11 protein-coding genes are annotated in these 13,692 nt (G+C 71.2%); 8 read left to right on the top strand and 3 right to left on the bottom strand.

Annotation, left to right across the window (positions count from 1 at the left end):
• Window positions 1-10: 10 nt before the first annotated feature.
• The 4 genes from VB059_RS07120 to VB059_RS07135 all read left to right on the top strand — a co-directional run bounded on the left by VB059_RS07120 (window position 11) and on the right by VB059_RS07135 (window position 6,081).
• Window positions 11-2,872 carry a DEAD/DEAH box helicase gene (locus VB059_RS07120; RefSeq protein ID WP_323421330.1) on the top strand — a complete coding sequence of 954 codons (2,862 nt, stop codon included), beginning with the start codon at window positions 11-13 and terminating at the stop codon, window positions 2,870-2,872.
• Window positions 2,873-2,882: 10 nt separating this feature from the next.
• Window positions 2,883-3,650: an imidazole glycerol phosphate synthase subunit HisF gene (gene hisF, locus VB059_RS07125; RefSeq protein WP_323421331.1), complete on the top strand. Its 768-nt coding sequence runs from the start codon at window positions 2,883-2,885 to the stop codon at window positions 3,648-3,650.
• Complete coding sequence (locus VB059_RS07130; RefSeq protein WP_323421332.1) at window positions 3,650-4,615, top strand: NAD(P)-dependent oxidoreductase; 966 nt, start codon at window positions 3,650-3,652, stop codon at window positions 4,613-4,615. The genes hisF and VB059_RS07130 overlap by 1 nt, the downstream gene beginning before the upstream one ends.
• Before the next feature lie 200 nt (window positions 4,616-4,815).
• Entirely contained in the window at window positions 4,816-6,081 is a 1,266-nt protein-coding gene (locus tag VB059_RS07135) for a glycosyltransferase 87 family protein (RefSeq protein WP_323421333.1), read from the top strand.
• Window positions 6,082-6,135: 54 nt separating this feature from the next.
• On the opposite strand, the gene VB059_RS07140 is transcribed toward VB059_RS07135, so the two are convergent.
• The gene (locus tag VB059_RS07140; RefSeq protein ID WP_323421334.1) at window positions 6,136-6,837 is read right to left on the bottom strand and encodes a TenA family protein; all 702 of its coding nucleotides are present in this window, start codon (window positions 6,835-6,837) and stop codon (window positions 6,136-6,138) included.
• Window positions 6,838-7,113: 276 nt separating this feature from the next.
• On the opposite strand from VB059_RS07140, the gene VB059_RS07145 reads away from it, so the two are divergent.
• From VB059_RS07145 to ilvC, 3 genes are all read left to right on the top strand, one after another.
• Window positions 7,114-8,871 (top strand): acetolactate synthase large subunit, encoded by a 1,758-nt coding sequence (locus tag VB059_RS07145; RefSeq protein WP_323421335.1) that lies wholly within the window; start codon window positions 7,114-7,116, stop codon window positions 8,869-8,871.
• Entirely contained in the window at window positions 8,868-9,398 is a 531-nt protein-coding gene (ilvN, locus tag VB059_RS07150) for an acetolactate synthase small subunit (protein WP_323421336.1), read from the top strand. The genes VB059_RS07145 and ilvN overlap by 4 nt, the downstream gene beginning before the upstream one ends.
• Window positions 9,399-9,491: 93 nt before the next feature.
• Window positions 9,492-10,526: a ketol-acid reductoisomerase gene (gene ilvC, locus VB059_RS07155; RefSeq protein WP_323421337.1), complete on the top strand. Its 1,035-nt coding sequence runs from the start codon at window positions 9,492-9,494 to the stop codon at window positions 10,524-10,526.
• Window positions 10,527-10,620: 94 nt separating this feature from the next.
• Here the strand turns inward: ilvC and VB059_RS07160 are convergent, their stop codons facing one another.
• Entirely contained in the window at window positions 10,621-11,193 is a 573-nt protein-coding gene (locus VB059_RS07160) for a cytidine deaminase (protein ID WP_323421338.1), read from the bottom strand.
• Between the two features lie 22 nt (window positions 11,194-11,215).
• Complete coding sequence (locus VB059_RS07165; RefSeq protein ID WP_323421339.1) at window positions 11,216-12,286, bottom strand: 3-isopropylmalate dehydrogenase; 1,071 nt, start codon at window positions 12,284-12,286, stop codon at window positions 11,216-11,218.
• Between the two features lie 192 nt (window positions 12,287-12,478).
• On the opposite strand from VB059_RS07165, the gene VB059_RS07170 reads away from it, so the two are divergent.
• Complete coding sequence (locus VB059_RS07170; protein WP_323421340.1) at window positions 12,479-13,567, top strand: branched-chain amino acid aminotransferase; 1,089 nt, start codon at window positions 12,479-12,481, stop codon at window positions 13,565-13,567.
• Window positions 13,568-13,692 lie beyond the last annotated feature (125 nt).

A 13,692-nucleotide genomic window follows, 5' to 3' on the forward strand; every position in this document is an offset into this window, starting at 1 on the left:
TCTTCGGGGCATGGCAGAAGCTGAGGACCTCTCCCCGGCCGAGGCGTACGCCCGCTTCCGGCACCAGCAGGCATACCCGCAGCTGCGGCGATTCGCCGACGACTACAGCTTCGACTTCGACGACTACCAGGTCGAGGCCTGCCGGGCCGTCGAGAGCGGCTCCGGGGTGCTGGTCGCCGCGCCGACCGGCGCCGGCAAGACGATCGTCGGCGAGTTCGCCGTGCACCTGGCTCTCGCGCAGGGGCGCAAGGCCTTCTACACGACTCCGCTGAAGGCCCTGTCGAACCAGAAGTACAACGACCTGGTCGACCGCTACGGCGCCGAGAAGGTGGGGCTGCTGACCGGCGATTCCTCCGTCAACGGGGACGCCCAGGTGGTGGTGATGACCACCGAGGTGCTGCGCAACATGATGTACGCCGGATCGCCGACGTTGCGCGGTCTCGGCTTCGTGGTGATGGACGAGGTGCACTACCTCGCCGACCGGTTCCGCGGCCCGGTGTGGGAGGAGATCATCATCGGGCTGCCCGACTCGGTGCAGCTGGTCTGCCTGTCGGCCACGGTGTCCAACGCGGAGGAGTTCGGCAGCTGGCTCGGCGAGGTGCGCGGTGAGATGGAGGTGGTGGTCTCCGAGCGCCGCCCCGTGCCGCTCTACCAGCACGTGCTGGTCGGCAATCGGCTGACCGACCTCTTCGCCGACGTCGCGCCCACCGCCGACCTCGAGGACCGCGCCGCCACGTACGACGTGAACCCCGCGCTGGTGCGGATCGCCAAGGAGGAGTCGCGGGCGGTCCGCGACGACTCACGACGTCCCCGGGGCCGCTCCGGCAAGGGCAAGCGGAACGCCGCCGCCACCCGCTACGGCGGTGGCGCCGCACGCGAGCACCAGGAACGGTCGCGCTACCGGCCCGCCCACCGCGCCGAGGTGGTCCGGGTGCTGGAGCGGGCCGACCTGCTGCCGGCGATCGTCTTCATCTTCTCCCGGCAGGGGTGCGACGCCGCGGTCCGTCAGCTGCAGGCCGCCCACGTGCACCTCACCCAGCCCGACGAGGAGGCGGCGATCCTCGCGATCGCGCGGCGCCACGTCGAGGGGTTCAGCGACGACGATCTGCACGCCCTGGGCTACGAGTCGTTCCTCGACGGCCTGCTCCGCGGCGTCGCCGCGCACCACGCCGGCGTCCTGCCGGCGCTCAAGGAGTGTGTCGAGGAGTGCTTCGAGGCGGGGCTGGTCAAGGTGGTCTTCGCCACCGAGACCCTCGCCCTGGGGATCAACATGCCGGCCCGCTCGGTGCTGATCGAGAAGCTGGTCAAGTACAACGGCGAGGCCCATGTCGAGATCACGCCGGGGGAGTACACCCAGCTCACCGGCCGGGCCGGGCGGCGCGGCATCGACGTCGAGGGACACGCCGTGGTGGTCTGGCAGCCCGGGATGGACCCGCGGGCGGTGGCCGGCCTGGCCAGCAAGCGCACCTACCCGCTGCGCTCCGCCTTCCGCCCGACGTACAACATGGCCGTCAACATGCTCAACCGGATGCCGCGCGGCCAGGTGCGTACGGTCCTGGAGCTGTCCTTCGCCCAGTTTCAGACCGACCGGTCGGTCGTCGGTCTGGCCCGCCGGCTCGCGCGCAGCTCGGGGGACTACGCGGATCTCGCCGCCCAGGCCGCGTGCGATCTCGGCGATTTCATGGCGTACGCCCGGCTCCGCGACGAGATCCACCGGATCGAGACCGCCGCGGTCCGGCAGGACAAGGAGCTGCGGCGCGAGGAGACCGAACGCGTCCTGGCCGCCCTGCGCCCCGGCGACATCGTCCGGGTGCCGAGCGGCCGCACCCAGGGCTGGGTGGTCGTCCTCGACAATGCCCACCTGGACGCCCAACAGGGCCCCCGACCGACCGTGATGACCCCGGACCGTCAGGTGCGGCGGTTGTCCCTGACCGACTTCCCGGCCCTGCCGCAGGTGGCCGGCAAGGTCCGGATCCCGAAGCACTTCCAGTCCCGCGACCCCTCGCACCGGCACAGCCTCGGCGCGGCGCTGCGTCAGCGCCTCGACGAGCTCGACACCACGCCACGGCCGGTACGGGCGGAGGGCTCGCTCAACGACAAGGAGCGGGCCCGGATCGCCGATCTGCGCGACGACCTGGCCGAGCATCCCTGCCATGCCTGCCCGGACCGGGAGACGCACGCCCGGTGGGCGGAGAAGGCGCTACGGGCCGAGCGCGACGCCCGCCAGATCGAGCACCAGGTCGCCCGCCGGACCCGGTCGATCGCCGACCGGTTCGACAAGATCTGCACCGTCCTGGGGTCCCTCGGCTACGTCCGGGCCACCGGCACCGACGACCTGGAGGTCACCCGGGAGGGCCGTACGCTCGCCCAGATCTACTCCGAGGCGGACCTGGTCGTCGCCGAGTGCATCCGCGACGGCGTTCTCGACGGCCTGTCGGCCCCCCAGCTGGCCGCGGTGCTGTCGGTCTTCACCTACCAGCCGCGGCGGGGCGATGAGCACCGGTCGCAGCGGATGCCTGACCTGCCCAGCCATGAGGCGTACGAACGGGTCGGCCGGATCGCCCGGCGGATCTCCCTGGTGGAACGCGACGCCCGGCTGGAGTCGATCATCGAGCTGCCACCCGGGTTCGCCCGGGCCGCGTTCGACTGGTGCGCCGGGCTGGCGCTGGCCGAGGTGCTGGACCACGCCGAGATGAGCGCCGGCGACTTCGTCCGCTGGGCCCGGATGGTCGTCGACCTCGCCGACCAGGTCGCCACCGGATCGGGCCCCGGCGACCTGCGGGAGACCTGTCACGAGGTGCGCCACCGGATGCAGCGCGGTGTCGTGGCCGCCGCCATCTCGGCCCCCGAGGAGGAGGGCGAGGACGGCTAGGCTGGCGCCCATGAGTGTTGCCATCCGCGTGATCCCGTGCCTGGACGTGCACGACGGACGCGTCGTCAAGGGGGTCAACTTCCGCAACCTGCGCGACGCCGGCGACCCGGTCGAACTGGCCGCCCTGTACGGACGCGAGGGGGCCGACGAGGTGACGTTCCTCGACATCTCGGCGTCGCGGGAGGGCCGGGAGACCACCCGTGACGTCGTCCGGCGGACGGCCGAGACGGTCTTCATCCCGCTCACCGTCGGCGGGGGCGTCTCCTCGGTCGAGGACGTCGACGTCCTGCTGCGGACCGGGGCGGACAAGGTGTCGATCAACACCGCCGCGATCCGGCGGCCCGAGGTGATCCGGGAGATCACCGAGCGTTTCGGCAACCAGGTGCTGGTGCTGTCGGTGGACGCCCGCCGGGAGGCCGGGATGCCGTCCGGCTACGGCGTCACCACCCACGGCGGCACCACCTCGGCCGGGATGGACGCCGTCGAGTGGGCCCGGCAGGGCGTCGACCTCGGCGCGGGGGAGATCCTGCTGAACTCGATGGACGCCGACGGCACCACGTCCGGTTTCGACCTGCCGATGCTGGCCGACGTCCGCCGCGCGGTCGACGTCCCGCTGATCGCCTCGGGTGGCGCGGGCACCGTGGCGCACTTCGTCGAGGCCGCCGACGCCGGGGCGGACGCCGTCCTGGCGGCGAGCGTCTTCCACTTCGGGACCCTCACCGTCGGTGAGGTCAAGGACGCGCTCGCCGCGGCGGGCCACACGGTGAGGAGGGCATGATGGGGCGCTGCGCATGGCTGCCGTACGTGGACCGGGACGACGCGGAGGCGCACATCGGCCCGATCCCCGAGGGGATCGACGTCGACTTCTTCACCGAGGGCGACTGCCGCGGTGACGAGATCCACTGGCCGGAGACGATGTCGGAGGTGGAGTTCCTGGTGCTGCCGTACCTGTCGGGCGCCGCCGGCCTGACCCGGACCGCCGACATGCCGCGGCTGCGGATCGTCCAGTCGCTGATGGCCGGCTACGAGCACCTGCTGGCGCTGGTCCCGCCGGGGGTGACGCTGTGCACCGGCGCGGGCATCCACGACACCGCCACCGCCGAGCTGGCCCTGGCGCTGGCCCTGGCCAACCTCCGCTCGATCGACGTGTACGCCCGCAACGCCGCCGATCCCGCGCTGCGCTGGCAGCCGTCGGCCAGCCGCTCGCTGGCCGACCGGCGGGCGCTGATCCTCGGCTACGGACGGATCGGGCACGCCATCAGGCGCCGTCTGGAGGGCTTCGAGACCGCGGGCATCACCCTGGTCGCCCGCCACGAGCGCACCGGCGACCTCAACACCGGCGAACCGTACGTGCACCCCTTCGAGCACCTGCCCGCGCTGCTGCCGCAGACCGACGTGGTGTTCGTGATCTGTCCGCTCACCGAGCAGACCGAGGGCCTGCTGGACGCCGAGGCCCTGGCCCTGCTGCCGGACGGTGCCCTGGTCGTCAACACTGCCCGCGGCCGGGTGGTGGACACCGACGCGCTGGTCGCCGAGTGTGCGAGCGGGCGACTGCGCGCCGCCCTGGACGTCACCGAGCCCGAACCGCTGCCGCCCGACCATCCGCTGTGGACCACCCCCGGGGTGACGATCACCCCGCACGTGGGTGGCTGGTCGGACGCCTTCCAGCCCCGGGCCGATGCGCTCATCGGTGCCCAGCTGCGCCGCTGGGCCGCCGGCGAACCCCTGCGGAACGCCCTGTGACGGCCACCGGCTCTGCTCCCGGTTCTGCCCCGGGCCCCGGTTCCGTGCCGGGTACGGGTTCTGCCCCGGGTACCGGTTCCGCGCCGGGTACGGGCTCTACCCCGGGTACCGGTACCGCCCCGGGCCCCGGCCGTACCGCCGCCCGCGTCGAGGACCCGGCCGGGGCGGGGCGGGACGCGGTCATCGATCAGGAGGCCTCCGTGACCACATCTGTCCGCCCGCAGGGCCGGGTCGCCCGCTTCGCCGTCGAGTACGGTCTGCCGTTCGTGGTGGCCGTGCTGCTGGCGCCGTTCGTCATCACCGGCGGCCACCTGTGGCCCTGGGACCCGGCGATGATCGACCTCGGGGTCTACCGCTTCGGGGTCCAGTCACTGGTGGACGGCAAGGGTATCTACGACGTGCTGAGCCCGGGCTGGAACCTCGCGTACATCTACCCGCCGTTCGCCGCCATCGTGATGCTGCCGCTGGCGCTCGGGCCGGAGTGGCTCTGGCGCCTGCTGTGGATCGCCCTGCTGATCTGGGCCCAACAGTCGGTGCTGCGCCGCTGCGGGGTGCCGCGGGGCTGGACCCTCGGGCTGGTCGGGGCCGGTGCCCTGGTGGCGATCGAGCCGCTGCGGACCACCCTCGGCTACGGGCAGGTCAACACCCTGCTGATGGCACTGGTGGTGCTCGACCTGCTGCCGGACCACCGCCGGCGCTGGCCCCGCGGCGTCGGCATCGGCGTCGCCGCGGCGATCAAGCTGTTCCCGGCCCTGTTCGGTGTCTTCGCGCTGTTCGCCCGGCGGGCCCGGATGGCCTGGACCAGTGCGGCCGCCTTCGGGGTGGCGACGCTGATCGGTGTCATCGTGCTGCCCGCCGAGAGTCTGCGGTTCTGGACCTTCCGGATCCCCGCCGGGACCTCCGGCCCGCAGTACGTCGGCAACCAGTCCCTGCAAGGGCTGACCACCCGGTTCTTCGGGATGGGCGTCACCGGACGGGTGCTCTTCGCGGTCCTCGCCGTCGTGGTCGCCGTGCTGGCCGTCCTGGTGGCCCGGTACTGGTGGCTGACCGGGCACAAGGTCTTCGCCCTGTCCCTGGTGGGGCTGGCCACCAGTCTGGTGTCCCCGTTGGCCTGGACCCACCACTTCGTCTGGGTCCTGCCGCTGTTGGTCGGCGTGATCACCGACGACGGCCTGCCCCGTTGGGTCCGCCGCGTCGGGATTGCCTGGGGGGTCTGGATCAGCATCCAGCTGCCGCTGACGGTCCTCCCGTACGCCTTCGAAGCCGCCAGGAGCTATTCCTTCGGCCAGAACCTGCTGGCCAATGTCACCCCTCTGGTGGGGTTGCTCTTCTACCTGGCCCTGTTCGTCCAGCTGCTCGGCCGGCCCCGTGGCGAGGCCGCGGCCCGGGACCGCGAGCTCACCGAGCAGGCCGAGGCGCCCGCGCCCGCGCAGGCGTCCGGTCAGCCGGTGACCACGGCCGGCTGACCGCGGCCGACTGACAACTGACCGCGGTCGGTTGACCACCGGCCCAGGGGGGCGTCAGCTCGCGTCGCGCGGCTGCAGCACCCGGGCCGGCAGCCGCTGCCAGGTCTCCCCCGAGGCGGCCATCTGCCAGAAGGCCACCTCGTAGTACAACGAGTCGACGAAGGCGCACTCCATCCGGGCGCGTTCGTCGGCACCGGCGGCTGCGGCGAGCGCGTCGATCCGGTCGCGGTAGTCGACGACCAGGGCCTGGCACTCCTCGGAGGCATAGAACGCGAACCAGGCCCGGAACGGATGGTCGTCGCCGGGGGCCTGCTCGCGGTACGCGCGCAGCGCCGCCCAGGTGTAGGTCCATTGGCAGGGCAGCAGCGCGGCCATCAGCACGCCCAGGGTGTCGTGGCCGGACAGCTCCATGTGATCGGCGTACGCCTGGGCCGTCGGCGCGAGCCGGGCGGCCTGGCAGCCGTCGTAGTCGACGCCGAAGTGCTCGACCAGAGCCCGGTGCGCGTCCGGCTCCTCCTCGAGCATCAGGCGGGCCCCGTCGAGGAAGAACGCCGTCCAGTCGGTGTCCGGGGCCTTCGCGATCCCGAGCCCGTAGCAGCGCAGGAACGCCCGCAGGTACTGCACATCCTGCGCGACGTAGTGGACCACCGCCTCCTTCGACGCGGTCGCGTCGAGCAGGCCGCGGAAGAACGGGTGGGCCCAGAACGCCTCGAACAGGTCGGCGTACCTCTCGTGCATTTCAGCGGTGAACGACATGGCGCCCACCCTAGGGTCTCCGCGGCGACGGGGCCCGGTCGGGCCGGCGCGTGGCGGGGGCGGATATCCACATGCTGGGAATCCTGGCCTATCGGTTGACACGACCGTCACAGTGCGGGAATCTTCTTCCGTGCTCGGCATGATTCTCGTAGTTTCCTAGCGTGTCCCTCGGGTCCCGACCCGACCGGACACGCTTCCCTCGCACGCCTCGCGGCGGCGGGGGTTTTTTGTTGCAGGATCACCGACGAACCAACGTCCAGAGGAAGTAGAGAGGCCATGGAGGACAAGACCGCCACGTCCACCACACCGATGCTGACCGGCGCCCAGTCGCTCGTCCGCTCGTTGGAGCACGTCGGGGTAGACGTCATTTTCGGCCTCCCCGGTGGCGCCATCCTGCCGGCGTACGACCCGCTGCTGGACTCCGGGCAGATCCGCCACATCCTCTGCCGCCACGAGCAGGGTGCGGGGCACGCAGCCGAGGGATACGCGATGACGACCGGTCGGGTCGGGGTCTGCATGGTGACCTCGGGCCCCGGGGCGACCAACCTGGTCACGCCGATCGCCGACGCGATGATGGACTCGGTGCCGATGGTCGCGATCACCGGCCAGGTCGGCTCCGCGATGATCGGCACGGACGCCTTCCAGGAGGCCGACATCCGCGGCATCACGATGCCGGTGACCAAGCACAGCTTCCTGGTGACCAGGGCCGAGGACATCCCGCTGGCGATCAAGGAGGCGTTCTACATCGCCGAGTCCGGTCGTCCGGGCCCGGTGCTGGTGGACATCACCAAGGACGCCCTGCAGGCCTCGGCCGCGTTCAGCTGGCCCGAGGAGATGGACCTGCCCGGCTACCACCCGATCACCCGGCCGCACCACCGCCAGGTCAAGGAGGCCGCCCGGCTGATCACCGAGGCCCGCCGCCCGGTGCTCTACGTCGGGGGTGGGGTGATCAAGGCGCACGCCGCCGCTGAGCTGGCCGAGCTGGTCGAGCTCACCGGTGTCCCGGTGGTCACCACGTTGATGGCCCGTGGCGCGTTCCCCGACTCGCATCCGCTCAACTTCGGCATGCCCGGCATGCACGGCACGGTGCCCGCGGTGGGGGCCCTGCAGCAGGCCGACCTGCTGATCGCGCTCGGCACCCGCTTCGACGACCGGGTCACCGGCCGGCTGGACTCGTTCGCCCCGGGGGCCAAGGTCATCCACGCCGACATCGACCCGGCCGAGATCTCCAAGAACCGGGTGGCCGACGTCCCGATCGTCGGCGATGTCCGGGAGGTCCTGATCGACCTGAACCAGACGCTGCGGGCGGACGGGCACATCCCCGACTACAGCGCCTGGACCGGCTATCTCACCGAGATGGCGCGCAAGTACCCGCTCGGCTGGGAGGAGGGCTTCGACCGGCTCTCCCCGCAGAAGGTGATCAAGCGGATCGGTGAGATCGCCGGACCCGACGCCTACTACGTCACCGGGGTCGGCCAGCACCAGATGTGGGCCGCGCACTTCCTGCCCTTCGAGAAGCCCGGCCACTGGCTCAACTCCGGCGGTCTGGGCACGATGGGCTACTGCGTGCCCGCGGCGATGGGCGCCAAGGTCGGCCAGCCCGAGGCCGTGGTGTGGGGGATCGACGGCGACGGCTGCTTCCAGATGACCAACCAGGAGCTCGTCACCTGTGCCCTGGAGGGCATTCCGGTGAAGATCGCGGTGATCAACAACGAGTCGCTCGGCATGGTGCGGCAGTGGCAGACGTTGTTCTACAACGAGCGCTACTCCAACACTGACCTGCACTCCTACCGGATCCCCGACTTCCCCAAGCTCGCCGAGGCGATGGGGTGCGTGGGTCTGCGGGCGGAGACCCCCGAGGAGGTCGACGCCGTGATCGAGCAGGCGATGGCCATCAACGACCGCCCCGTCGTGGTCGAGTTCGTGGTGCACAAGGACGCCATGGTGTGGCCCATGGTCGCGGCGGGCACCAGCAACGACGACATCAAGATCGCGCGCGACATGGCGCCGAAGTGGGAAGAGGAAGAACTGTGAGCAGCCACCGTACGCTGAGCGTCCTCGTCGCCGACAAGCCGGGTGTCCTCACCCGGGTGGCGGCCCTCTTCTCCCGTCGCGGCTACAACATCGAGTCGCTGGCCGTGGGCCCGACCGAGAACGAAGGTGTCTCGCGGATGACCGTCGTCGTGGACGTCGACGACCTCGTCCTCGAGCAGATCACCAAGCAGCTCAACAAGCTGATCGAGGTGCTCAAGATCGTCGAACTGGAGCCGGACGCGATCCGTCGCGAGCTCCAGGTGGTCAAGGTGCGCTGCGACGCGAACACCCGCAGCGAGATCCTCGACATCGTCCAGCTCTTCAAGGCCAAGACGGTCGACGTCACGCCGGATTCGATCACCATGGTCGTCACCGGCAATCCGGACAAGCTCGACTCGCTGCTGGCGATGCTCGAGCCGTACGGCATCCGTGAACTGGCCCAGTCGGGACTGGTCGCGCTGGGCCGTGGTGCCAAGTCGATCAGTGAGAAGACCCGCAAGGACCGGGCGCAACAGGCCCAACGGTGAACCATCGGGCCCCGTACGGCCCCTCCGGTCTAGGCTGGCGCGTACGGGGCCGGGTGCCGGACTACCCACCTCACAACACAAGGAGTTAGCTCAGTGGCAGCTGAAATGTTCTACGACAAGGACGCGGATCTTTCGATCATCCAGGGTCGCAAGGTCGCCGTCATCGGCTACGGCTCGCAGGGCCACGCCCACTCGCTGAACCTGCGGGACTCGGGCGTCGACGTCCGGATCGGCCTGCAGCCCGGCAGCCGGTCGCGTGCCCGGGCCGAGGAGCAGGGCCTGCGCGTCCTCACCCCGGCGGAGGCCGCTGCCGAGGCCGACGTCATCATGATCCTGGCCCCCGACCAGGTGCAGGCCGATCTCTTCACCGCGGAGATCGCCCCCAGCCTCAAGGACGGCGACGCGCTGTTCTTCGCCCACGGCTTCAACATCCGCTTCGGCTTCATCACCCCGCCGGCCGGCGTCACCGTCGCGATGGTCGCGCCGAAGGGCCCGGGTCACCTGGTCCGTCGCGAGTTCGAGAACGGCCGCGGCGTCCCGGCGCTGATCGCCGTCGAGCAGGACCCGCAGGGGATCGGCCAGGCGCTGGCCCTGTCCTGGGCCGCCGGCATCGGTGCCACCCGCGCCGGGGTGATCCGGACGACCTTCACCGAGGAGACCGAGACCGACCTGTTCGGTGAGCAGGCTGTCCTCTGCGGCGGCATGTCGCACCTGGTGACCGCCGGGTGGGAGACCCTGGTCGAGGCCGGCTACCAGCCCGAGATCGCCTACTTCGAGTGCCTGCACGAGCTGAAGCTCCTGGTGGACCTGATGAACGAGGGGGGCATCGCCAAGATGCGCTGGTCCATCTCCGACACCGCGGAGTACGGCGACTACATCGCCGGGCCGCGGGTCATCGGTCCGGAGTCCCGCGCCGCGATGAAGGGCCTGCTGGCCGACATCCGGTCGGGGGCGTTCGCCAACGACTTCATGAACGACCAGCGCAACGGCAAGCCGAAGTTCACCGCCTTCCGCAAGGCCGGCGAGGAGCACCCGATCGAGGCCGTCGGCAGGGAGCTGCGCGGTCTGATGGCGTGGGTCGACACCAAGGGCACCGAGGACTACGTCGAGGGCCACGCCGGTCGCTGACCGGCGGTGTCGCCGACGGACCGCTGAGGTCCACGCCGCAACAGAGGCGGCAGAAGGGGCCCGGGGTCATCCCCGGGCCCCTTCGCCGTGCCGGTCAGATCCGGGTGCAGAGCAGCACCCCGGCGTCCGGCGCCGCCGCGACCTCGCAGCAGAGCAACCGGCCGTCGTGCATCCAGGACTGCAGGGCGATGCTGTCGCGGTCGGTGCCGACATCAGGCCAGGAGTGCGGGTCCTCGATGACGAGCAGGGCCCCCGGCGCGAGCAGCTCGACCAGCCGGTCGCGGGCCCCGCGGGCGGTGGACATGTCGAGGGTGACCAGGGAGAGCGCGGAGATGCCGTGGGCGGCCCAGTCCAGGGTGCTCCAGTCGCCGGTGAGCACCCGGACGCCCGTGCCGGCGAACAGTCGGCCGGCCGTACGGGCCAGGTGCGGGTCGCGCTCGACGGTGACGACCCGGGTGGCCTCCGGGGCCCCGGTACGCAACCAGGCCGCGCCCACCCCGCAACCGGTGCCGAGATCGGCGATCGTGCCGGTCCGGGAGGCGGCCAGGGTGGCGAGCAGCCGGCCGGTCTCGGAGCGCGTCGAATCCAGGTAGCCGATCCGCAGTGACTCCCGCAACGCGGCCCCGACCAGATCGGGGACGTCCCAGGGGGAGGCCGGAGAGCTCACGGTTCGACGCGCTCCGCGGTGGTCAGGCCAGCCGGGCGGCGATCGCGTCGCCGACCTGGGCGGTGGTGCGGACCGTGGTGCCCCGCTCCGCGATGTCGGCGTTGACCGCGGAGACGATCTTCGCCGCCTCGTCGGCGCGCCCGAGGTGCTCGAGCATCATCGCGACGGACAGGATCGCGGCGGTCGGATCGGCCTTCTGCTGGCCGGCGATGTCGGGAGCCGAGCCGTGCACCGGCTCGAACATCGACGGGTAGGCGCCGGACGGGTTGAGATTGCCCGAGGCCGCCAGGCCGATGCCGCCGGTCACCGCACCGGCCAGGTCGGTGATGATGTCGCCGAACAGGTTGTCGGTGACGAGCACGTCGAAGCGGGCGGGGTCGGTGGCCATGAAGATGGTGGCGGCGTCGATGTGCAGGTAGTCGGTCTCGACCTGCGGGTACTCGGCGGCGACGGTCTCGAAGATCCGGCGCCACAGCCCACCGGCGTTGACCAGCACGTTGTGCTTGTGCACCAGGGTGACCTTGTTGCGCCGCTGGGTGGCGTGCTCGAAGGCGAAGCGGACGACCCGCTCCACCCCGTGGGCGGTGTTCACCGACACCTCGGTGGCGATCTCGTGCACCGTCCCGGCCCGCAGCTTGCCGCCGTTGCCGGCGTACAGGCCCTCGGTGCCCTCACGGACGACGACGAAGTCGATCTCCTTGCCCTCGGTGACGTGCGGGGCCAGCGGGGTCGGCACGCCGGGGTAGAGCTTGGACGGGCGCAGGTTGACGTAGTGGTCGAAGGCGAACCGCAGCTTCAGCAGGAGTCCGCGCTCGAGGATCCCGGACGGGATGCGGGTGTCCCCGGGGGCGGCACCGACGGCACCGAGCAGGATGGCGTCGTGCTGGGCGAGAGACTCCATCTCGGACTCGGGCAGCACCTCTCCGGTGCGCAGCCAGCGGTCGGCGCCGAGGTCGTAGTGGACCTTGTCGAAGGCATCCGGACCGGCCACGGCGTCGAGGACCTTGAGGCCCTCAGTGACGACCTCGGGACCGATGCCGTCGCCGGCGATCACAGCGATGGACGGGCGATCAGCAGAGTTCTGAGTAGACACGGCGTCAGGCTAGCCGGGCGGCGCGTCCACGGCGCGGGATCTCACGAACCCATGCGTCGCGACCTGCTCACCAGGGGTCGCCGGGCGCCTACCGGGTGACGTCCTCGGGGTGGTCCCCGCCAGTGCTCCTGAGATGGTCTCACCCAGTGCTCCGGGCATCATGGCGGGCGGTCGGGGGCTAGATTCTTCCCCATGAGCCTGAGCTTCGACGTGCACCCCCATCCGTCCCCGGCAACTGCCGAGGAGCGCGCGGTCGTCCTGGCTGCGCCCGGGTTCGGCCGGCACTTCACCGACCACATGGCGGTCGCCACGTGGACCGTGGAGGACGGCTGGGGTGACGCGAAGCTCGTACCGTACGGCGGGGAGACGTTCAACCCCGCGTCGGCGATCTTCCACTACGCCCAGGAGGTCTTCGAGGGCCTCAAGGCGTACCGCCACGCGGACGACTCCATCTGGCTGTTCCGCCCGGAGGCGAATGCCCAGCGGATGGTCGACTCGGCCGAGAGGCTGGCGCTGCCGACCCTGCCGGTGGAGGATTTCATCGCCTCGATCGAGGCCCTGGTGCGGCAGGATGCCGCCTGGGTGCCGACCGGCGGTGGCGAGAACAGCCTCTACATCCGCCCGTTCACCGTCGCCCACGAGGACTTCCTCGGGGTGCGTCCGGCGCGGACCGTCCGCTACTACTGCATCGCCTCGCCGTCCGGGCCGTACTTCGCCGAGGGAGCCAAGCCGGTCGACTTCTGGGTCTCGCGGCACTTCACCCGGGCCGCTCCGGGCGGCACCGGTGCGGCCAAGTGCGGCGGTAACTACGCCGCGAGCCTGGCCGGCCAGGAGGAGGCGTACGCGCACGGCTGCCCGCAGGTGCTGTTCCTCGATGCGGGCGAGTTCCGCTACGTCGAGGAGTTCGGCGGGATGAACTGCTTCCTGGTCACCCGGGACGGGCGCCTGCACACCCCGGAGCTGACCGGCACCATCCTGCCCGGCGTCACCCGCCGGTCGATCCTCGAGCTGGCGCGTGAGCGCGGCCTCGAGCCGGTCGAGGAGCGCATCGCGGTCGACGAGATGCTCGCCGGGGTCCGCAGTGGGGAGATCACCGAGGCGTTCGCCTGCGGCACCGCGGCGGTGGTCGCCCCGGTCCGCTCCTTCAAGGACGGCGACGAGGAGTACGTGGTCGGTGACGGCACCTCCGGCCCGGTCACCATGGGTATCCGCGAGCACCTGCTCGACATCCAGTACGGCCGGGTGGCCGACACCCACGGCTGGATGCGCCAGGTCTGCTGAGGTCGGTCTCCCGAGCTGGTCCGCCGAGGCCGGGCTCTGAGCCGACCGGGCCGCTGAAAGACCGATCCGCCGAGGCCGAATTGCTGACGGCGGGCTGCAAGGCCGAGGGCACGGCCGCGCTGCGT

This window comes from Raineyella sp., from assembly GCF_034933565.1.
In the GTDB taxonomy this organism is placed as follows: Bacteria; Actinomycetota; Actinomycetes; order Propionibacteriales; family Propionibacteriaceae; genus Raineyella.